This is a genomic window from Hydrogenobaculum sp. Y04AAS1 (assembly GCF_000020785.1).
Taxonomy (GTDB): domain Bacteria; phylum Aquificota; class Aquificia; order Aquificales; family Aquificaceae; genus Hydrogenobaculum.
This window is the reverse complement of the sequence record NC_011126.1, coordinates 733,519-754,766: the sequence shown is the minus strand read 5'-3', so window position 1 is coordinate 754,766 and position 21,248 is coordinate 733,519. Positions and strand designations below refer to the sequence as shown.

Annotated in this window: 21 protein-coding genes and 1 tRNA gene; 16 read left to right on the top strand and 6 right to left on the bottom strand. The window is 34.4% G+C overall.

The annotated features are described in order from the left end of the window. Window position 1 precedes the first annotated feature (1 nt). From HY04AAS1_RS04095 to HY04AAS1_RS04050, 10 genes are all read left to right on the top strand, one after another. A complete protein-coding gene (locus HY04AAS1_RS04095) occupies window positions 2-724 on the top strand; it encodes a 6-carboxyhexanoate--CoA ligase (protein ID WP_012513856.1) in 723 nt (240 codons plus the stop codon). A 26-nt stretch (window positions 725-750) separates the two neighbouring features. Further along, window positions 751-1,053, top strand: coding sequence for a preprotein translocase subunit SecG (gene secG, locus HY04AAS1_RS04090; protein ID WP_012513855.1), 303 nt, complete (start codon window positions 751-753; stop codon window positions 1,051-1,053). Continuing rightward, window positions 1,010-1,786, top strand: a complete 777-nt coding sequence (locus tag HY04AAS1_RS04085; RefSeq protein ID WP_012513854.1) for a HemK/PrmC family methyltransferase — start codon at window positions 1,010-1,012, stop codon at window positions 1,784-1,786. Before secG ends, HY04AAS1_RS04085 begins: the two co-directional genes overlap by 44 nt. Window positions 1,787-1,850: 64 nt before the next feature. Then, the gene (mqnE, locus tag HY04AAS1_RS04080) at window positions 1,851-2,945 is read left to right on the top strand and encodes an aminofutalosine synthase MqnE (RefSeq protein WP_012513853.1); all 1,095 of its coding nucleotides are present in this window, start codon (window positions 1,851-1,853) and stop codon (window positions 2,943-2,945) included. A gap of 1 nt (window position 2,946) precedes the next feature. Beyond that, window positions 2,947-4,752 carry a glutamine--fructose-6-phosphate transaminase (isomerizing) gene (glmS, locus tag HY04AAS1_RS04075; RefSeq protein ID WP_012513852.1) on the top strand — a complete coding sequence of 602 codons (1,806 nt, stop codon included), beginning with the start codon at window positions 2,947-2,949 and terminating at the stop codon, window positions 4,750-4,752. 21 nt (window positions 4,753-4,773) lie between these two features. Next, window positions 4,774-5,073 carry an HU family DNA-binding protein gene (locus HY04AAS1_RS04070; protein ID WP_012513851.1) on the top strand — a complete coding sequence of 100 codons (300 nt, stop codon included), beginning with the start codon at window positions 4,774-4,776 and terminating at the stop codon, window positions 5,071-5,073. Then, on the top strand, window positions 5,057-6,103 hold the full coding sequence (locus HY04AAS1_RS04065; RefSeq protein WP_012513850.1) for an NAD(P)/FAD-dependent oxidoreductase: 1,047 nt from the start codon (window positions 5,057-5,059) through the stop codon (window positions 6,101-6,103). Before HY04AAS1_RS04070 ends, HY04AAS1_RS04065 begins: the two co-directional genes overlap by 17 nt. A 12-nt stretch (window positions 6,104-6,115) precedes the next feature. Beyond that, window positions 6,116-6,427, top strand: coding sequence for a preprotein translocase subunit YajC (yajC, locus tag HY04AAS1_RS04060; protein WP_012513849.1), 312 nt, complete (start codon window positions 6,116-6,118; stop codon window positions 6,425-6,427). After that, window positions 6,417-7,730: an ATP-dependent protease ATPase subunit HslU gene (hslU, locus tag HY04AAS1_RS04055; RefSeq protein ID WP_012513848.1), complete on the top strand. Its 1,314-nt coding sequence runs from the start codon at window positions 6,417-6,419 to the stop codon at window positions 7,728-7,730. Before yajC ends, hslU begins: the two co-directional genes overlap by 11 nt. Beyond that, a complete protein-coding gene (locus tag HY04AAS1_RS04050; protein ID WP_012513847.1) occupies window positions 7,727-8,695 on the top strand; it encodes a HAMP domain-containing sensor histidine kinase in 969 nt (322 codons plus the stop codon). The genes hslU and HY04AAS1_RS04050 overlap by 4 nt, the downstream gene beginning before the upstream one ends. On the opposite strand, the gene HY04AAS1_RS04045 is transcribed toward HY04AAS1_RS04050, so the two are convergent. Both HY04AAS1_RS04045 and HY04AAS1_RS04040 read right to left on the bottom strand, forming a co-directional pair. Beyond that, entirely contained in the window at window positions 8,684-9,472 is a 789-nt protein-coding gene (locus tag HY04AAS1_RS04045) for a hypothetical protein (protein ID WP_012513846.1), read from the bottom strand. The two genes, HY04AAS1_RS04050 and HY04AAS1_RS04045, sit on opposite strands and share 12 nt — an antisense overlap. Then, window positions 9,466-11,232: an alpha-amylase/4-alpha-glucanotransferase domain-containing protein gene (locus HY04AAS1_RS04040; protein ID WP_012513845.1), complete on the bottom strand. Its 1,767-nt coding sequence runs from the start codon at window positions 11,230-11,232 to the stop codon at window positions 9,466-9,468. The genes HY04AAS1_RS04045 and HY04AAS1_RS04040 overlap by 7 nt, the downstream gene beginning before the upstream one ends. Before the next feature lie 172 nt (window positions 11,233-11,404). On the opposite strand from HY04AAS1_RS04040, the gene HY04AAS1_RS04035 reads away from it, so the two are divergent. The 3 genes from HY04AAS1_RS04035 to hisA are packed head-to-tail and all read left to right on the top strand — an operon-like array spanning window position 11,405 to window position 14,178. Further along, complete coding sequence (locus HY04AAS1_RS04035; RefSeq protein WP_012513844.1) at window positions 11,405-12,175, top strand: hypothetical protein; 771 nt, start codon at window positions 11,405-11,407, stop codon at window positions 12,173-12,175. 24 nt (window positions 12,176-12,199) lie between these two features. Continuing rightward, on the top strand, window positions 12,200-13,477 hold the full coding sequence (gene hemL / locus HY04AAS1_RS04030) for a glutamate-1-semialdehyde 2,1-aminomutase (protein ID WP_012513843.1): 1,278 nt from the start codon (window positions 12,200-12,202) through the stop codon (window positions 13,475-13,477). Further along, the gene (gene hisA / locus HY04AAS1_RS04025) at window positions 13,474-14,178 is read left to right on the top strand and encodes a 1-(5-phosphoribosyl)-5-[(5-phosphoribosylamino)methylideneamino]imidazole-4-carboxamide isomerase (protein WP_012513842.1); all 705 of its coding nucleotides are present in this window, start codon (window positions 13,474-13,476) and stop codon (window positions 14,176-14,178) included. Before hemL ends, hisA begins: the two co-directional genes overlap by 4 nt. 1 nt (window position 14,179) lies before the next feature. Here hisA and HY04AAS1_RS04020 read toward each other — a convergent pair. From HY04AAS1_RS04020 to HY04AAS1_RS04005, 4 genes are all read right to left on the bottom strand, one after another. Continuing rightward, window positions 14,180-14,251 (bottom strand) — tRNA-Gly (locus tag HY04AAS1_RS04020). A 17-nt stretch (window positions 14,252-14,268) separates the two neighbouring features. After that, window positions 14,269-15,039: a complement resistance protein TraT gene (gene traT, locus HY04AAS1_RS04015; RefSeq protein ID WP_012513841.1), complete on the bottom strand. Its 771-nt coding sequence runs from the start codon at window positions 15,037-15,039 to the stop codon at window positions 14,269-14,271. Window positions 15,040-15,100: 61 nt separating this feature from the next. Beyond that, complete coding sequence (locus HY04AAS1_RS04010) at window positions 15,101-16,372, bottom strand: glycosyltransferase family 39 protein (protein ID WP_012513840.1); 1,272 nt, start codon at window positions 16,370-16,372, stop codon at window positions 15,101-15,103. A gap of 4 nt (window positions 16,373-16,376) precedes the next feature. Then, window positions 16,377-16,643, bottom strand: coding sequence for a 4a-hydroxytetrahydrobiopterin dehydratase (locus tag HY04AAS1_RS04005; RefSeq protein ID WP_012513839.1), 267 nt, complete (start codon window positions 16,641-16,643; stop codon window positions 16,377-16,379). 64 nt (window positions 16,644-16,707) lie between these two features. On the opposite strand from HY04AAS1_RS04005, the gene HY04AAS1_RS04000 reads away from it, so the two are divergent. The 3 genes from HY04AAS1_RS04000 (at window position 16,708) to HY04AAS1_RS03990 (ending at window position 21,132) form a co-directional block, all read left to right on the top strand. Beyond that, entirely contained in the window at window positions 16,708-18,207 is a 1,500-nt protein-coding gene (locus HY04AAS1_RS04000) for a DHA2 family efflux MFS transporter permease subunit (RefSeq protein ID WP_012513838.1), read from the top strand. 216 nt (window positions 18,208-18,423) lie between these two features. Continuing rightward, entirely contained in the window at window positions 18,424-19,845 is a 1,422-nt protein-coding gene (locus HY04AAS1_RS03995) for a carbohydrate porin (protein ID WP_012513837.1), read from the top strand. 18 nt (window positions 19,846-19,863) lie between these two features. Beyond that, the gene (locus HY04AAS1_RS03990; RefSeq protein WP_337954097.1) at window positions 19,864-21,132 is read left to right on the top strand and encodes a divalent metal cation transporter; all 1,269 of its coding nucleotides are present in this window, start codon (window positions 19,864-19,866) and stop codon (window positions 21,130-21,132) included. Window positions 21,133-21,248 lie beyond the last annotated feature (116 nt).

The window sequence follows — 21,248 nt, the reverse complement described above, 5'->3', positions numbered from 1 at the left end:
AATGCACGATCTTATATCTATAAGGATGAGAGCCTCCTTTAAAAATGTTCATATTTCTGGAGCAGAAAGGATATGTAAGAAAGAAAAAGTTTCACAAATTATAAATGAGTTTCTAGAAAGACCAAAGTTTTATGATTTTATAAGCATAAAAACAGAAGAGGTAAAAGATGTTGAATTTATAAAGACGCCTTCTATAAGAAGCTTTGATTTTAAAAGCGTTGAAGAAGCAAGGGCTTTTGCTAAAACACTTCTTGGAAATGCTAGTATAAAAAAGAACATAGCAGAGAGTATATTGGAGTTAATTTCTAAAGGAGCTGCTTTTGGTAAAAACATGAGAGGCGCCATGATCATAGATATTGATACTGGCATTAGGCTTGAAGAAAACAAAGAAAAGGGCATAAGGACCATAAAAGTAGATTGGGAAGATAGAGATTTGGCAAAACAAAAGCTGTTATCTTCTGGCTATAAAATAACAGACAGAGCTTTAGATGCTCTTGCCCTTGTATCGAAGAATATAAGATGCGGTATTTTAGCAGAAGTGTGTTGGAGTGACGATGCTGATTATACCACTGGCTACGTGGTTGTAAACAAAACTTATTACCGCATAAATCCAATGAAACATTTTGGAGATCTATTTGGTGGAAGGGCTTATTTTATAAAAGCTGAAAACCTAAAAGATGTAATAAATTGTTTAAGAAATAAGGCATTTTTGGTAAGGCTTTGATTTAGATTTTGAGTTAAAATAATAGTATGGAGCTTTTATATTATATATTGGTGGTGCTTTTTATTATAATAGCTTTATTCTTGATAGTACTTGTGCTTTTACAGAAATCAAGAGGTGATATAGGTGCGGCTTTTGGAGGGGCTACTGCAAGGTCTATATTTGGTGTTGGTGGTGTTGATACGATACTAACAAAGGGTACTTATTGGTTTACGGCTATTTTTATGGTGCTTGCGATAGTTATAGCAATATTGACAGATGTAAGAAACAACTCTTCTATCATGCAAAATGAACATATCAGCGCTAATCAAACAAAGCACTCTAAGCCTTAGAGATACTCTTCTTGTTCTTGAACACGTAAGCGGTTTAGATAAAAATTATATTTTCTTAAATCAGGATAATATAGAGCTAAATCAAGATGTTTTGGAGGCTTTTAAAAGCATATTATCAAAAATCCAAAGTGGCATGCCCCTTCAATATGCCATTGGAAAATGGTGGTTTTTCGGAGAAGAGTTTATAATAGAACCACCTGTATTGATACCAAGACCAGAAACGGAAATTGTTGTAGAAGAGGCTATGAAGTTTGCAAAGCAGTTCAAAATAGGTTTTGAACCTTTTGTGGGAAGTGGTATCATAAGCATTGTACTTTTGAAGCATAATCCTCATCTTAAGATGGTAGCAACAGATATAAACAAAAAAGCCTGTGAGTTAGCGTTAAAAAACGCAAAACTTCACAAAGTAGAAGATAGGTTGTTGGTGGTCTGTTCTGATGTAGCAAAAGCTATAAAAATAGAAAAAGTTGATTTTTTAGTGGCAAATCCACCTTATATACCAACAAATGTTCTAAATACTCTTGAAAAAAGCGTATTGGAGTATGAAGATATAAAAGCTTTAGACGGGAAAGAAGAAGGTCTTTTTTTCTACAAGAAACTTAAATCTTTGGGTATAAAGCCTATGATACTGGAGATAGGGCATGATCAAGAGCAGGCCCTAAAAGATTTATTCGGGGATGTAGAGATAATTTACGACTATTCAAATAATCCAAGGGTTGCTATAATAAGATGATTAGCATAGTATTTTAGCAAACTTTTATTAATATATCTTTATTCGGCTTTTTAAGGAGGTTAGAATGATTGAGCTTTTAGAGGATAAAGAAGTATCTTTTCTTTTGGAAAAAGCCTTAAACAAAGAAAGATTGACAGAGGAAGAGGCTGTTTTTTTATATAAAAATGCTCCGTTAAGCGCTTTAGGGTATATAGCAAACGAGTTAAACAAAGAAAAAAATCAAGACAGAGCTTTTTTTATAGTAAACAGATATTTAAACCCTACAAACATATGTGTATACAAATGCAAATTTTGTAGCTTTGGTGTTTCAAAGTCAGACGAAAGAGCTTTTGAACTTAGCATAGGCGAGGTGTTAAGAAAAATAGAAAACTCTTACAAAAACGGTATAACAGAGGTACACATAGTTGGCGGATTGCCACCGCATTGGGAAAGAGAAGATTACGTAAACCTAATAAAAGTTGTCAAAGAAAACTTTCCAAACATAGTCATAAAAGCTTATACAGCGGTGGAAATAGACCACATAGCAAAAATATCAAAATCTACTTACGAAGATGTGCTCCTTGAATTAAAAGAAGTTGGCTTGTCTTTATTGCCAGGAGGCGGTGCTGAAATATTTGCCGATAGGGTGAGAAACATAATAGCACCAAACAAAGCCAACGCGGAAGAATACCTTGAAATACATGAAACTGCCCATAGACTAGGTATACCATCAAACGTTACGATGCTTTATGGACATATAGAAACCATAGAAGAAAGAGTAGATCATATGAAAAGAATAAGAGATTTGCAGGGCAAAACCGGAGGTTTTCAAGTATTTATACCTTTAGCTTATCATCCAAAAGGGACATCTCTCGGTGGCGAGAGGACATCTTCTGTGGATGATCTTAAAACCATAGCGATGTCAAGGATTTTTCTAGATAACTTCGATAACATAAAAGCATATTGGATAACCTTAGGAGAAAAGTTAGCTCAGATAGCTCTAAATTTTGGCGCAAACGATATAGATGGAACTTTAGAAGAAGAACTCGTTGTGCATGCGGCTGGTTCTACAGAAACTTACGGTAAAACGGTAGACAAGCTTGTAAGCATTATAAAAGGAGCTTCCAAGATTCCTGTACAAAGAGACTCCTTTTATAATATAATAAAAGTTTATAATTGATATGTGTGGTATAGTAGGATATGTAGGAAACGCAGAAGCTTTGCCTATTTTGCTAAGTTCATTAGAAAGGCTTGAGTACAGAGGATATGATTCTGCTGGTATTGCCCTTATAGAAAACAACAATATTTTTGTTCAAAAAGAGGTTGGTAAAATAAGGGAGTTGGTAAAAGCTCTATGGGGCAGAACTTCCAAATCAAATTGTGGTATAGGTCATACTAGATGGGCAACCCACGGTGCTCCTTCCATAGAAAATGCGCATCCACATACCGATCCTACAAACTCTTTTGCTATAGTACATAATGGCATAATAGAAAACTATAAAGAACTAAAAGAAGAGCTTATAAGAGAGGGCTACACATTTAAATCCCAGACCGATACAGAGGTTATAGTTCATTTAATAGCAAAATATTATAAAGGTGATTTGCTTGAAGCCACCAAAAGAGCCGTTGAACTTTTAAGAGGGGCTTTTGCTTTTGCGGTTATTACAAAGTATGAACCAGAGCGGATAATAGGTGTTAAACAAGGTAGTCCTCTTGTGATAGGTGTTGGGGAAAATGAAAACTTTTTAGCTTCTGATATTCCTGCTATTTTACCTTATACAAAGCAAATAATTGTTTTAGAAGATAAAGAGATAGCAGATATCTCAAAAACAGGGATAAGCATTTACGATTTCAACGGTATAATTAAAACTAAACATCCTATATTTGTTCCCTGGGATATAGTATCAGCGGAAAAGTCTGGATACAAACACTTCATGTTGAAAGAGATATACGAACAGCCAAGGGTAATATCAGATACCGTAAGGGGATTTTTATCTGAAGAGATAAATTTTCCATTTGATATAAACAGTATAAATAGAATTGTTATGAGCGCTTGCGGTAGCTCTTACAATGCATCTCTGATAGGCAAGTATCTGATAGAAAAGTATGCTAGAATACCAGTGGAAGTGGGCTACGCTTCAGAACAAAGATATGAAGATATTCCAATTGACGAAAATACGCTTTTTATAGCCGTATCGCAATCTGGAGAAACTGCTGATACAAGGTTTGCGGCTCAATACGCTAAAGAAAATGGTGCAAAAGTTTTATCGATAGTAAACGTAGTGGGTAGTTCTTTAGACAGAGAGAGCGATTATAGTATTTATACGCATGCAGGTCCAGAGATAGGTGTAGCTGCTACAAAGACATTCAGCGCTCAAATAGCTGTTTTATACGGTTTATCTGTTTTTATGGGCTATGCTAAAGGTCTATTAACTTACGAAGAGTATGCAAATAAGATCGATATGCTGGCTCATGTGCCGTCAAAGATGGAAGATTTTCTTCAAAGTGTCGATTTAAACGATAGCGTTTATAGGGAGCTATCGAATGCTAAAAATGCAATATATTTAGGAAGAGGCCTTTCTTTCCCAATAGCATTAGAAGGAGCTCTGAAGTTAAAAGAGATATCTTATATACATGCAGAAGGATATGCTGCTGGTGAGATGAAGCACGGTCCTATAGCTTTAATTGATGAAAATATGCCAGTTATATTCGTGGCGCCAAAGGATAAGCTGTACGAAAAAGCGGTTTCCAATATAGAAGAGGTTTTAGCTAGAAAAGCAAAGCTTATAGTGATAGGGAACGCTTCAGATGAGCATTTAAGAAATATATCAAAGCATTTCATAGGTATACCGGACATAGAAGAGCAAGACCTGTATCCTCTTTTGACTGTGCTTCCTCTTCAGCTTATAGCATACGAAGTGGCAAACAGGCTAGGGCTTGACGTGGACCAACCAAGAAATCTAGCGAAGACTGTAACTGTAGAATAACCTATGGTATAATTTAAATCTATGAAGAAATCAGATATTATTAAACAAATAGATAAGTATACGAATTATAGCCAAAAGGATATAAAGCTTGTGATAGAGTACTTTTTAGACGCTATAATGGAAGGTCTTATACAAGATGAGCGTATAGAATTAAGAAGATTAGGTATTTTTTTATTGAAGAAAAAGCCTTCTAAAATGGTTATAAATCCAAGAACTGGCGTTCAAACACTGGTATCAGAACGTTACTTACCATATTTTAAAATGGGTAAATACATCAAGAAAGAATTAAACAAACATCAGGCAAATGCCAAAAAAGTTTAAAACAGATGTTCTTATAATAGGCGGAGGACTTGCTGGTTCAAGCGCTGCTCACCAGCTTGCCAAAAAAGGCGTTGATGTAATCATTGTGGACTCAAGGAAAACTATAGGTGTGCCAGTCCAATGTGCTGAGTTTATTCCGAAACAGCTTATGCAAAAAAAGTTTGAAGACTACTTTAAAAATTCAGTAGTTCAAGAGATAGAAAATATGCTTACTATAGAACCGGACAACAAAAAAGTGTATTCAGGCTCAAAAGGTGTTATGGTGGATAGAAAGGTTTTTGATGCAAATATTTTTCAAGAAGCGATAAAAAGCGGAGCAAGAGCTTTTTTAAAAACAATATTTATTGGCTTTTATGATAAAAATACCGCTATATTAAAAGCCAAAGACGATGTATATTATGTGGAGTTTGATTATATTGTAGGGGCTGACGGACCTCGCTCAAGTGTGATGGAAAAGGTGTTTTCAAAAAAACATGAGTTAGCGGTGTGTGCTCAAAGAAGATGCAAACTAAAAGAACCGTTAAAAGACATAGTTATAGTGTTTAGAGAGTATATAAAGGGTGGTTATGGGTGGATATTTCCAAAAAATAACTATGCAAATGTAGGTATTGGTATAGATACAGCTTTTAAAGACGATCCAAAATATGTGTTGGAGCTTTTTATAAAAGATGCGGTATCTATGGGTTTTATAGAAAACAATTGCGATGAAAGTTCAGGTGGGTTTTTGCCTTTGGATGGTATAGATACTTTGGTAAGTTCTAATGTGGCTTTATGTGGAGACGCTGGAGGATTTTGTCATCCTATAACAGGTGGTGGCATACCTCAGGCGGTTGTCTCAGGTAATATGCTTGCACAATACATATTGGAAAACGATTTGGAATCCTTTGAAGAAGAGTCAAAAGAAATATACGGTATTACCAATGAAAAAGCGTATAAAAAAAGAAAAAAATATATAAAAGAATGGAATAATATAAAATATATATTACCGTATATCTGGGTAGCTTATGAAGATTACTGGAAAAATATTTAAAGGAGAGTTTTTATGAATGGAAATCCAATGGGACCGATTTTAGCACAGTTGGTATTTATAGGTATAATATTTGTAATATTTTACTTTCTTATTATTAAACCACAGCAGACTCAAAGAAAAAAACACCAAGAATTTTTATCAAATCTGAAAAAAGGTGATAAAGTTATCACATCATCTGGTATATGGGGTGTTATATCTGATATAACTGATGATACCATAACGTTAAAGGTGGATACCAACACAAAGATAAAGTTTACAAAAGAAACAATAATAGCATATCAACCTTCAAAAGACGAATCAAAAGAGAAAGAAGATGAAAAATAGGGAAGAGCTTCTTAAAAACCTAACACCAAAAGAGATAGTAAATTATTTAGACCAATATATAATAGGCCAGCAAGAAGCTAAAAAACAAGTGGCAATAGCTTTAAGAAATCGCTGGCGTAGACAAAAACTCCCACCGCACATAAGAGATGAGGTATCTCCTAAGAATATTTTGATGATAGGACCCACCGGTGTAGGTAAAACAGAGATAGCAAGAAGGTTGGCAAATCTCATAAAGGCACCTTTCTTAAAAGTGGAAGCTACAAAATATACGGAAGTAGGCTATGTAGGAAGAGACGTAGAATCTATGATAAGGGAGCTTGTGAATATCTCTTATCAGCTTGTGAAAAAAGAAAGGACCGATGGAGTTAAAGACGTTGCAAGGGAAGAAGCTATAAGAAAAGTGGCTCAAAAAATATCTTCTTTGAAGAATGTAAGCATTTCTGAAGCTATATACGGTATAAAATCCGGTAAATACGACGATGAGTTGATAGAGATAGATATTCAAGAAAAACAAAGCATGCCAGCTATAGAGGTAATGGGATTGCAGGGCTTAGAAGATTTGGACAAACAAATTAGAAATCTACTCGGTGGTATTGGTGGTAGAAGAAAGAAGAAGCTAAAGGTAAAAGATGCTCTAAACATATTGGAGCAAGAAGCGGCAGAGGAGTTTATAGACAAGGAAGATTTAGAGTCTGAGGCTGTTTTTTTGGCTGAAAACTTTGGTATTGTGTTTATAGATGAGATAGACAAAATAGCGGTAAAGCATGAAGGTGTTGGACATAGTGTATCAAGAGAAGGTGTGCAAAGAGATTTACTTCCTATAGTAGAAGGAACTACTGTTAATACCAAATATGGCCCTGTAAAAACCGATCATATACTTTTCATAGCGGCTGGGGCTTTTCATATGGCAAAACCATCTGATTTGGTACCAGAACTGCAAGGTAGGTTTCCTATAAGAGTAGAGTTAAAAGCCCTTACTATGGAAGATTTTGAGCGAATACTTAGAGAACCTCAAAATGCACTTACAAAGCAATACAAAGAGCTTCTTAAAACCGAGAACGTAGATATAGATTTTACAGATGAAGCGATAAAAGAAATAGCAAGGATAGCAGAATATATAAATTCTAAAGATGAAAACATAGGTGCTAGAAGGTTATACACTATAATGGAAAAACTTGTAGAAGACATATCTTTTAATGCTCCTGACATGGAAGGTCAGCATATTATAATAGACGATAAATTTGTGCTTTCAAGGTTAGAAGACCTTGCCAAGGACCCTGAAATATCAAAATACATATTATGAATCTAACTCAGGGCATACTTGATTTGCAAGAAGACCCTATTTTTCTAATAGACAAGAAAAACTTTGTAATCTTTGCAAATACTTCGGCCATAAAAAGCGGATTTGTCTTACCAGAATATAGAAATAAATCTTATTATGAGGTCTTAAGACCTTTTAATTTAATATCCAGTATAGGGCTTTTGAGAGAAAACGAAACTATTAAAATAAACTACAAAGAAAAAACTTATGTTTTGTACAAAAAATCTTTGAAAGATACCAATGTATTTTTTATGAGGGATATAACAAATTATGAGTTGTATCAAAAAGCAAAGCGAGAGTTTATAGCAAATGCATCCCACGAGTTAAAAACACCCCTTAGTGTTATAAAGAGTGTATTAGATATAGCTATAGAAAAAGAAAGCGATGAATCGATGATAAAGTTCTTAAAAAAAGCTAAAAATGCTACTGAATCAATGGAAGAGTTGATAAACGACATGCTTACGCTCTCTTTTGTAGAATCCATGGAAGACAATATAAAGCTTGAAGATTATGTAGATATTAAAAGCTTAATCCAGGAAAACCTAGATATGTTTCAACCATATATAAAAAATAAATCAATAACGATATACACGGATATAGAGTCTGTTTCAATCAGAACCAATAAAAAGCTTTTAAACATAATACTAAAAAATCTTATAGATAACGCTATCAAATACAACAAAGAAAATGGGTATATCAAGATAAGTGTAAAAAAACAAGACAAACTAACACTTACAATTGAGGATTCCGGTATTGGAATAGCGAAAGAGCACCTTCCTTTTATCTTTGAAAGATTTTACAGCGTGTCAAAAGATAGATCTTATAAAAGTACAGGTCTTGGTCTTGCTATAGTAAAACATGCATCAAAGCTTTTAAAAATAAACATAGATGTATCTTCTACTCCAAACGTCGGAACCGCCTTTAATCTTACATTTTTAGAGTCCTAGGGCTTGTTTTAGAGCTTTTAGTGTTATCTGTAGTTCTGCTGGTTTGCTTTTGGTGTTGTACTCTCCTACAGCCTGTATATCGTATACTGTAAAACCTTTTGGAAGCTTGTCTACAAATACATTTGAATGAATTGGTTTTTTGGTTAAAAGCTTACCGTTTTTATAAACAAGATAACCGATAGTATAGCCACTGTCTTCGTTTGGCTCCCAATATATATAAATTTTGTTTTTGTAGACCATGAAGTTGACGTTTTGTGGTGTTTTTGGTGTAGGGGGTTTTTGTTGCCTAAAGCATACTTCTTCTGGAAGTGATTCTATGCCATTTTCAAGTCCTGTAATAGCATAGCAAAAAGCGGAAAAATCTATTGGTAGCATGGCCTTTTTGCCTACCACAGTGCTTTCTTGAAACGGATTAAAGGGTTTGCCGGGAATATGTTTGTAAAGTCTAAAGCGTTTAAAACCACTTAACTCAAGATGTATTCTAAGCTTTCTGTATGCTTTTAATACGATAGGTCTTTTCTCTATAGCTGGTGGTACACAGTATAAAGAGGATGATTCGGCGCCTTTTATTTCAAAGCAAGCTGAAGATTTATCTTTTTTAAAAAAAATACCGTTTTCATAAGAAAAGCCTTTTACTTTTAACTTTTCATTTCCAACAGGTTTTATGTAAACGTAGTTTCCAATACGTTTTACCAAAACTTGAGGTGGTTCTGGGGGTTTTGGTGGGGCTTTTATACCACAGGCGCTAAGAGAAAAAGCCACCACAATTCCTAACATGATATCTCTACGGATAATTCACCTCCAGCTAAAAAGCTAATGCATATGCCTTGAGTTATAACATCGAAATCTTTTTCGGATTGAGACACCGTCTTTATAGGGTATACTTTTAGTTTTTGGTTTTTAGAAAAATCTATGTTAATTTTATCTATTTCAAAAGCTTCAAAAGATATATGATTAGAATCTATCTCGTAGGGGTCTAAGTTTATACTATGAATGCCTAAGTTTATATCTACGTTTAGTTCATCTTTTAAGTTATATTCTAATATAAATTCTCCTTCTTCAATCCTTATAATCTTTTTGTTGTTTTCTTTTTGAAATGTTATAGTGTTTTCTTTTACATCTATAAGATTCCAGTCTATGCTGTCGTAGCTAAAAAATCTTGGTTTATCATCGTAAGCTATCAGGTCTTTGTATTTTGATATATCTTTTTTGAGTTCATGGATGGTTTTTCCCTCTTCTTTTTCTTGGTTTTCACTTATAAAATGATAAAATTCTTTATACCTTGATAGACATACGTTTAGGTTGCCTACCTCTTTTTTGGAAAGCTCCTTGATGATGCCTTTTTCCGATACCACCACTATAAAATCCTTATCTTTTAATTTTACCTCAAGCTCCCAATCAAAATCTATGTCCTCTTTAACAATCTCATGAGAACTGTTTTCAAAATCAGCTTTTATTATGTTGTTCCAAACCTCTCTTCTTAAATGAGGAAAATATATGCCGCCAAATATTCCATGCCAATAAGCATCGTTGCACTGGGCTTTTAATATGTAATCTTTTTTAGAAGATTTTCTTTTTTTAGAAGATTTTTTTGAAACCTCAAGCATTCTTTTGTGCATGTAGTTTGATTCTTGATATTTTGTGAAAAAGTTTTTCCAAATACCACCTTTTATAAACGTTTCAAACCTTTTACACTGCTCTTTGGCCTCTTGGTAAGCTATAGCATCTTCGCAATTTAGCGCCCAATGTCCCATCTCTTCATAAGAAACTGATGCTGGATAAACCAACCTTTTATGAGCGTCCTTTAGGGCTTCAGATATAGTTTTGGTCTCTATATTTTCTTGTTTTAAAAGCTCATAAAACCTGTCTAACCATCTTTCTTCGTATACTGTTTTATATGTGTATGGCCATATGCCAAATTTTTCACCATCGTCTATTATAATTGAGGTTTTTTGGCTTTTGATAAAATCTACTGCATTTTTTGGTTCATCGAAAGGAATTTTATATCTAAGCCTTTTGTCTATGGGTACAAGGTTTACTTTTTTGTCCTCATCTTCTGTAAAATAAAAGCCTTCTTCAAAAGGATAACCAGCAGAAACTATGTGATAATCATCTATGATGATATAATCCATAGAAAGCTCTATTATGGTTTGTAAAACCGAAGTATCCCATATACGTTCTGTTAACCATATACCTTTTGGGCTTTTACCAAGTGTATTTTTGCAAAAGTTGTTTAGTTTTTTTATCTGAAGAATTCTATCTTCTTTTGATATGGATGCAAGTATAGGTTCGTAATAACCACCGCCTATTATCTCCAGCTGATTTCTTTGGACCATATCTGCCAATTTTTCCATAAAATCTTTTTTATTTTTTAAAAACCATTCAAAAAGAATTCCACTAAAATGTGCTGAAAGCTTAAAATCTTCGTGCTTGTAAAAAAAATCTATAAAAGGTCTATAAGCCTTTTCATAGGCTTCCTCAAATACGTAATCAAAGTTTCCTATAGGTTGATGACAATGAATTCCAAATACAAGCATACTTACCCTCCTCTTACATATGGCAAAATAAAATATTTTAGCCTTATCATTACATATATTATATATTACAAGCCTTTAAAAAACAATAACACACAGAGAATAAAATCATACAAATTTAATATTGAGATTGTATATTATTATCATTTAATTTTAAATGTATAGGAGGTTGTTTATGAGCAAAGTGTTTATGGCAATGCTGATGATCGTAATTTTAATTAATATGGCAAATGCTGATTCTTATGTTGAACAATGTGATGTAGATGACTACATAATAAAAGCTATTGGCATAGAAGAACCTTGGATAGAAAATGCCGTTTATGGTTTTGCACAATTTAGCAACAACAAGAATGGTCAGTTTAGCTTTTATCCAGAAGTAGAGGCTAAGTTCTCAAATAGATTAGGAGCGGAGATAGACCTACCGTCTTATGTAAGCGATTATCCCATAGGGAAAGGCAACAGCGGAATAGGAACGTTTACTATAGGACCAAAGGTACTGCTTTTAAGAAAATGTGATTTTCAGGAAGGTAAGGCTTATCTACTCACCTTTGAAACAGAATTTAGTTATTCACCGATACCAAACAGCATAGCTTCAACTGGTAACAGTTTAGCAGAACAGATAGAGTATGGAGTATTGTCGTATCCATATTTTTCTACAGGGGAGTTTGGTTATACGGAAAAATTGTCAAACAAAGCAACGAATGGATATTTTGTAAATATATCCTTGGGTAGAGATATAACATCGTCTTTTGCTGTGCAATTGGAAGCAGAAGCTGACAATCAATATTTATATAACGATAAACATGCTTTAGAGGGTTTTTTGATGCCGCAAGTAGAGTACCATATTTCTGGATGGATGCTTGGTATAGGAGAACAAGCCAGTCTTCAAGAATATAGCTCAAAGACAGAGTATTCCACTTGGGTTATGATAGAAAGAGAATTCTAGATTAGATTGCTATATAATATTTGTATGACTAACAAAGAAGCTTTTGAATTGGCAAAAAAGTATATGCCTGGAGGCGTATCGTCTCCGGTAAGAGCTTTCAAATCTGTAGGGGCTGAGCCTATAGTTGTAAATAGGGGTTTTGGAGCTTTTGTAGAAGATATAGAAGGTAAGAAGTACATAGACTACATGCTTTCATTTGGACCCCTCATACTTGGACATAGAAGCGAAATAGTGGTATCAAAGATAATGGAGGCCCTTGATAAGGGAAACTCTTTTGGTATCACAAACATGTATGAGATAGAACTATCAGAGCTTATAATAAAAGCCTCAAAAGTTATAGATAAGGTGAGATTTGTATCAAGTGGCACCGAAGCTGTGATGTCTGCTATTAGGCTTGCAAGGGGTATTACCAACAAGCCATATATAATAAAGTTTGATGGATGTTATCATGGGTTTAGCGATAGTGTTTTGGTGGGAGCTGGTTCTGGTGTTGCTACCCTTGGAATACCTGGGACTCCAGGTATACCAAAAGAGTTTGCAGCCCTTACAATTGTGCTTGATTACAATGATGAAAACGCTTTAGAAGAAGCTTTTATAAAATATAAAAATCAAATAGCGGCTGTATTGGTAGAGCCTGTAGCTGGTAATATGGGCGTTGTGCTTCCAAAAGAATCTTGGCTTAAAAAATTAAGAGATATAACAAAAGAAAACGATGCTCTTTTAATATTTGACGAGGTGATAACAGGGTTTAGACTGGCTTTAGGAGGAGCTGCTGAATACTTTGGTATAGAGCCAGATATCGTATGCTATGGCAAAATAATAGGTGGTGGAATGCCAATAGGTGCATATGGGGCTAAAAACCATATTATGGAAAGAGTGGCTCCAGAAGGCCCAATCTATCAAGCCGGCACTCTTTCTGGAAATCCTATATCTGTAGCTTCTGGGCTTGCTATTTTAAAAACCTTGATTAAAGATATTGCCATATACGATAGACTATCAGAATTAAGGGCTTATCTTACTTATACACTTTCAAAAATGCTTTCAGAAAAAGGCATACCTCATAGAATAAATGAAATTGCTTCTATGTTTACTATATTTTTTACAGATAAAGATGTCATAGATTTTAAAAGCGCAAAAACCTCAGATACAGCGCTTTTTGGTAAGTTTTTTAGAAACGCTTTAAAAGAAGGTGTCTTGATGCCACCCTCTCAGTTTGAAGCATGGTTTTTATCAACCGCTCATACAAAAGACGTTGTAGATACAACCTTGGAAAAACTAAAAAAAGCCATAGATTTGCTATGAAAGATTTTATAATACCAGCTATAGACATAAAAGACGGGGCTGTAGTAAGGTTAAAAGAAGGAAAATTTGAAAATGTAAAAGTGTATAGGCAAAATCCTATAGATCAGTTTAAGCTTTTTGTAGATCTTGGATTTACACGTATTCATATAGTGGATTTAGACGGGGCTAAAGTTGGTATTCCTAAAAACCTAAAACTTTTAGAAGATATGCTAAAACAAAAAAACGATGCCAAGGTAGAAATAGGTGGAGGTATCAGGAGCTTAGAAACTGCCAAAGCCCTTTTTGAAATAGGTGCTGATTATATCATAGTAGGGACGCTGGCGGTTAAAGATAAAGAAGAGTTTATAAGGCTTTTAGAATTATACAAAGATAGAATAATTTTAAGCGTAGATGCTAAAAATGGCAAAGTAGCTATAGGAGGATGGGAAGAGGAAAGTAGTATAAGTCCTTGCGATATGGCAAGAATATACGATAATTACCCTATAGAATCCTATCTTTATACCAATATAAATATAGATGGCACACTAACCGGAGTAGACATAAACCCTTATAAGGATTTTAAAAAATGTACCACAAAGCCTATAATAGCTTCTGGTGGTGTAGCTTCTTTAGAAGATGTAATAAAGTTAAAAACTGTAGTAAACGGGGTAGTGGTAGGAAAGGCTATATACGAAAACAAGATAGATATTTATAATTTATAAAAGCGGTAAACGGGATTCGAACCCGCAACCTGCTGCTTGGGAAGCAGCCGCTCTACCATTGAGCTATTACCGCTTTATAAAAAATTGTTTTTATGGTAATAAGTTACCTATAGAATGAGCCATTTGTTTTTTTAGAACTGGTTCAGCAGAAGCAAATTCTAAGTTAGTAGCCTGAGCTCCAGAAACTACCCTGTCTCTGTATATTTGCCATCCTTTAATAGCAGCATTATGTGTTGATATAGTTGTATTTGTACCTTGGCTAGCTAGAGTAGATGTCGTTGTGTATGTTCCTGGAGCTCTCTCTTCCAATTGTACATCTACAACCATCATATATGAATCTTTTTGAATCATATGTCCTACTAATCCACCCACTAAGGAACCAACTAATCCGCCTACTAAGGAGCCTTCACCGTCGGAGCTAACAGCATTTCCCACCACGGCTCCTCCAAAACCTCCAGCTAAGGCTCCAGCTACGGTGTGATCTTTTGTTTCTTTACCTATATATAATACGTTTGCCATCAATATAAAATAAGCTTTTTGTGGATTGTCTGTAACGGTATAACCTTCTTTTTTTAAAACGCTTACTAAATCTTTAGTAAAATTTATGTTACTAGCTGTTGAAGTATTTCTTACAAGCACATAGATAACTTTTTCACTTGGTGGTACTGGTTGTAAGAAAATACTAGAACTCATTCTGGTAAAAACCTTAACATTACCTGCAGAAAGCCCACTTGCGCTAGTTTTACTTGCTGCTTTAGTATGAAATAGACCGCCCGACTCAGAACCAAAGGAAGCACAAGTATACAAAGCAAAAACCGAGCCAATTACTAATTTTGTTATGCTGAGTTTTCTTTTAAACATACATCTCCTCCTAAAATTTTCTGGCTTCTATTATAATTAAGATTTGATATTTTGTCAAGAATTATCTCTCGTAAAGATAATACTTGCCGTCAAACTCTATGCCTTTTGTTAAAAGCTTAAAAGATGGCATTTTATCTGGGGGGTTTTTTGATATTACAAAGTAGTGTTTTGGTGTGTATTTTGGTAAAGAGTCTATGCAGGTGTTTAGATAGTATACCATAGCTGATAGATGAGCGTTGTCGTAATAAACTGGTAGTTTCTGGGCTTTTAGTATAGATACAGCTTTTGGGACAAAGCGTTCTTGTTCATAGCGATAAGCAAGTATAAAAAGTATGAAAAGCAAGATGCTTGATAAAAACACGTTAAACTTTATTAGCTTTTTTGGTGCATAAATAGATATAAATATCGAGATAGGGACATATATACTTATTATGTAATGATGTAGTTTGTTTTTGGACAGAGTAAAAAATAAGAGTACCACCAAAGACCATAATAGCATATCTGTGGCAGTTTTTGATTTATCTTTTATATATTTTTTAAAAAAGCTATAAAACCAAGGGACCCATAGGATTAGGGCTATAAGAAGCACAACTACATAATAATAAAACGGGTAAAGGTGTATATTTTTTTGCCCTGTATAGACATCTATATTGTTTCTTATAAAAAATTTATATATGTAGTAAAATCCATATTTATAAACCATATAAAAATACCAACTCCAGCCCACCAAGATATAAAGTAGTATGCTTTTTAGATCTAAGAGCTTTTTAAAATACTTAATATCTCTTTTTAGAGTAATAATCACCATAAGCACTACAGCGGTACCAACTGGTCCTTTTGTGAGTGTAGCAAGACCCATAAAAAGATAACCTAAGCTTATTTTATCTTTTAGAAAATAGTATATGGCTATTATTTCAAAAGCCGTAAGAAGCATCTCTGGGACATAGGCTCTTGATTCTATCCAAAGATGTGTAATGCTAAAAAGCACCAAAGATGCGTAAAAAGGATTTTCAAGCTTATATATATCCTTTGCTATTTTATATGTAAAAATACCTACTATAAAAGCGCTAATACCAGAAACAGCTCTTGCAAGCCAATCATGAACTCCAAATATTAAAAACAACAAATCACTAACCCAGTATAGCATAGGGGGCTTTTCAAACCTAAAATGACAGTTAAACATAGGCGTTAGAAAATGTCCAGTCTGAAGCATGTAAGAAGCGGCGTATAGGTTTCTTCCTTCATCTGGAGAGGTGATTGAAAGTATGTTGTTGCCAAGAAAGAAAAAATAAAAAGAAAGCAGCGTATAAGTAAATAATTCTTTTTTAGACATTAGCTTATTGGGTATGTTCTATCATCCAATCATCGAGTCTTTTTGCAAATTCAAAATCTTTTTCAGAAATACCGCTTGAACTATGCGTAGTTAAAAATATTGTGATGCTTTTGCTGGCTGTATGAAAAAGAATATCAGGGTGATGGTCAAGCTCTTTTATAATATTTGTAATGAAGATAAGAAATTCTGTAATATTATCCCAGTTTTCTAAAAAGTATGTCTTTGTTATACTTTTGCCGTTTTTGGTCCATCCGTTTTCAAGTTTTTCCATAAAACATATTATACACCATTGTTTTGATATAGAGTATTTGATATAATAATATGATTGGTCAGTCATGAAATGGTTTTATGTAGGTATAGTGTCTTTAGGTGTGTTTATGGTGGTGCTTGGTACCACAAGCGTCAACGTAGCAATGCCAAGGATGATAGCGCCTCTTCATACAGATTTGTTTGGTATAGAGTGGGTTTCTATAAGCTATTTAATATCTACAGCTATAACTATGTTGGCTTTCAATACAATATCAGGAATGCACGGTTTTAAAAAAGTATACATATCAGGGCTTATATTTTATACGCTTGGTAGCGTGCTAGCAGGTCAGTCTCATTCGTTGTTTGAAATGATACTTTTTAGAAGCGCTCAAGGTATAGGAGAAGGGCTTATTATACCTTCTGGTCAAGCTATAATACAAATGAGTTTTTCCAAAGAAGAAAGAGGGAGGGCTATGGGTATATACGCCCTTGGTATGTCTTTTGCGCCTGGGCTTGGACCAACAATAGGGGGATATTTGGTAGAATACATATCCTGGCGCGCTATTTTTTATATAAACGTTCCAATATCCATTTTGCTTTTAGCCTTGGGTGTATCGTTTTTACCTTCTTATCATGTTAAAAGCCAAAAAACCATGTTTAATATATGGAGTTTTTTGGCGCTTTCTTGTTTTAGTATATCATCAATTATACTTTTATCAAAAGGTGAAAAATGGGGATGGTTTTCAAACATAAAATCTATATATTTTCTAACAATCTCTGTATTATCTTTTTTGATTTTCTTGCTTTTAGAAACAATATTTGAGAATAAGCTTGTGGGTATTGAAATTTTCAAAAATTTGGAATTTACGTTGGCAGTAAGCGTGTTTGTTTTAGTGCAAGGGCTTACATTTTTTCAAACAGTATATACAATACCCATATATTTTGAAAGGATTAGAGACCTCAGCACTTTTCAAACGGGACTTCATATATTCCCTTACGCTATAGGAATAGGGGTTTTCTCTCTCATAGGTGGTAAGCTGGCGGATAAAATAAATCCAGCTATACTGATATTTTCTTCAGAGGCAATTTTGATGATAACGTTGTTTTTCTTCTTATCTAACATAGACTATTATACTCCAAAACATGACATTACTTTATATATGCTTCTTGTTGGTATTGGTATGGGACTTTTCTTTGCACCGATTTTAAAAATAGCTTTTAACTCTGTAAAACCAGAGCTTATGGGATTATCTACAGCCATTTACGGGTATATGAGGCTCATAGGAGCTTCACTTGGTACTTCTATAGCTACCAACATAATAACCTCTTATAGTGCAAAAAACTTTGATTACATAAATGATTCAAGGACTTTTAACGGTGTTGGTTTTAGGCTTTTTGAAGAAAAATTTGATTCAAAAATATTGGCAAAAGCTATTTTATATAAATTTCAAATGCTAATATCAGAAGCTTACGGTGTGACAGAAGTGTTTAGATTTTCCTTTTATGCTGTTTCGTTTTCTGTAATTATTACTATCATTTTATTTTTCTATATAGAAAGTAAGAAAAGCAAAATGATGAAAATCTAATATATATCATTGTCAAATAGATAAGTTTGTGATACCATAAATAGGCTATGGTGTGCTTTCGAAATCATAAAGGAAATCTTTAGGATCTCTTCTTATAAACCTCCCAGTAAAATCTAAATTTTTTACTTTTTTAACAATACCTTAAAAATTCGCTGTTAAACTAATTTTTAGGGTTAAAAAATTACTCTGTTTTAGAGCTCTATAAGGAGGTTTATTATGAAAATTTTCAAAATGTTATTGGTAGGGTCTATTTTTTGTGAAATTGCAACAGCACAAAACCTTCCCCCTTGGTTTCCTCAATTCTTAGGTATGAAGGCAACATTTGTGGGTCAATACTCTACAAACTTCAACTCCCCTTATGAAGGACCTATGACCTTTGGCAATCCATATAAAAACAACGGTGGTGGAAGATCAGAAGAACTAACCCAGTCTTACGGTTTATACACAGGGGCACAGATTACAAAAGATATCCAAGCTTATCTTGATATACAGCTTTTTAAAGGAAACGGCATAGGTGGTGGTCAAGGAATAGGTGGTTATCCAAACTCCCTTTACATAAGAGCAGGGTCATCTAACCTTGGCAAAAACCCATATATAGCAAGAGCTTATATTATATACACAAAAGCCCTATCTCAATCTTTGGAATATGAAGGAAGAGCTCCAGATCAGCTTCCAGGGTACTATCCAAAAGAATATTTTTATGTAAAGATAGGAAAGTTTTCCATATCAGATGATTTTGATAATAACCGATATGCTAACTCTCCAAGAACTCAGTTTTTAAACTATGATTTTAACTACAACGTAGCTTGGGATTACGGAGCAGATACAAGAGGATACACAGTAGGTATAGAATCAGGTGTTGTTAAAAAACACTACTCTTTTAAAATAGCTTTAGGAGCAGAACCTACCATGGCAAACGGTAACACCTACGATGAGTCTGGAGCTTACAGTCTAAATACACAACTTTCACTAAGACCAAACGACATAGGAACTGTGATAAGGCTTCTTGGCATGTTAAACTACGGTAGGATGGGAAGCTATACTGAGGCTATGGATAATTTTAGCTATTATTATTCTCCAAATAGCCCTTGTTATTACACAGAATTTGGGCCAAATGGAGCTTTGGCAGGGTATGATTACCCTGTTATATGCACAGAGTCAAAAGATCACAAAAGATACAAATGGGGATTTTTCCTAAACTTAGAACAACCTATAGCAGATGATGATAAAACAGGACTCTTTTTAAGAGCTGGTTTTAACAACGGACAAACAGAAGATCTTGCCTATACCGATGTAGATAGAGACATAGCAGGTGGTATTTCTATAAACGGCGTTCATTGGAAAAGACCAAAAGACCAACTTGGCATAGGGCTTGGAATAAACGGTCTTTCAAACACCCACAAAAGATATTTGGAATCAGGCACCATCAACGAACCATCATCTTCATTCTTTGTAGGCTCAGGTCAAGACGGACAATTTAACTATGGCTATGAAGAAATAATGGAAGCTTACTACAAATATCAGCTAAACAAATATATATCCATATCTCCAGATGCTCAATACATAAGACATCCAGGGTATGATAAAAACAGAGGTCCTTTATGGGTTTATGGGCTTAGAGTTAATGCACAGTTTTAAATAAACCTAGGAGGTAAAATGATGAGAGTGCAAGCAAAAAAACTAAAGTGGTTAAACAAACTATATTGGTTTATTTGGATGCTTGGGCCTGGCTTCTTAGTGATGATGGCAGATAACGATGCTGGTGGCATTACTACGTATGCCGTTACAGGAGCTCAAACAAAATATACGTTGGTAGGAGCTGTAGTTATAATGTCACTTCTTGCTTTTGTGGTTCAAGAGATGACTGTAAGACTCGGAGCTGTTACAAAAGAAGGACATGCTGAACTTATATACAAGAAATTTGGTAAGTTTTGGGGTATGTTTTCTTTGGCAGACCTTTTTATTGCAAACACTTTTACGCTCGTTACCGAGTTTATAGGTGTGGGTGCCGCTGTCAAAATGGTGTTTGGATTTCCTTACGAAGTGACTATTCCAATAGCTGTTGGAGCTATGATACTACTTGTTTTAAGCGGTGGATACATGTTTGTAGAAAAATCTCTAATAGCTTTTGCCCTTTTGCAGCTAGTTTTCATACCAGCGGCTATAAAAGCCCATCCAGATATAAATGAGGTGTTGAAATCTTTTACATTTCAAGGTATAGATATATTTTCACCTACCTTTCTAACACTTTTTATAGCAAACATAGGTACCACTATAGCCCCTTGGATGCTTTTCTTCCAACAAAGCGCTGTGGTGGATAGAAAGATGGGTATAAATGATATAAAAATAGGAAGAATAGATACGTTTATAGGTAGCCTTGGTACTGCTATAGTAGCTGCTTCAATCATAATAACCACCGGCGCTACTTTATACGGACATCCACCTTACAACAACATACAAGATGCTTCGGAAGCAGCAAGAGCTCTTGTACCATTTTTAGGTAAGTACGCTGGGACTATATTTGCAATAGGGCTTTTTTCTGCTGGTGCTGTGGCTGCTGTAACACTGGCTCTTTCTACTTCTTGGGCTTTTGGAGAAGTGTTTGGTTGGGAGCATAGCCTTAATTTACCTTTTCAAAGGGCAAAATGGTTTTATACAATTTATATACTTAGCGTAAGTGTAGCTGGTAGTATAGTTCTTATACCACATGCTCCTTTGATTGTTATAAACTTGCTTGTACAGGTTATGAATACGTTTTTATTACCACCAGCCTTGTTGTTTTTACTTTTGCTTTTAAACGATAAAGAGCTTATGGGAAACTATACAAACAATCTATGGTCAAACGTGTTTGTGGCTTTGATAATAGTGTTTGTTATGGTGCTTTCTGTAGTGTATGCTTTTCAGACGTTATTTCAAGGAGGTTAAGGATTATGAGCAAGTATAATTTTTGGGTGAAGTTTTCTTTGATATTTCTAAGAATTTATGTGCTTTTTATGTTGGGGCTTTTATTTTACAAATTTTATCAGATACTAAGCCGTTAA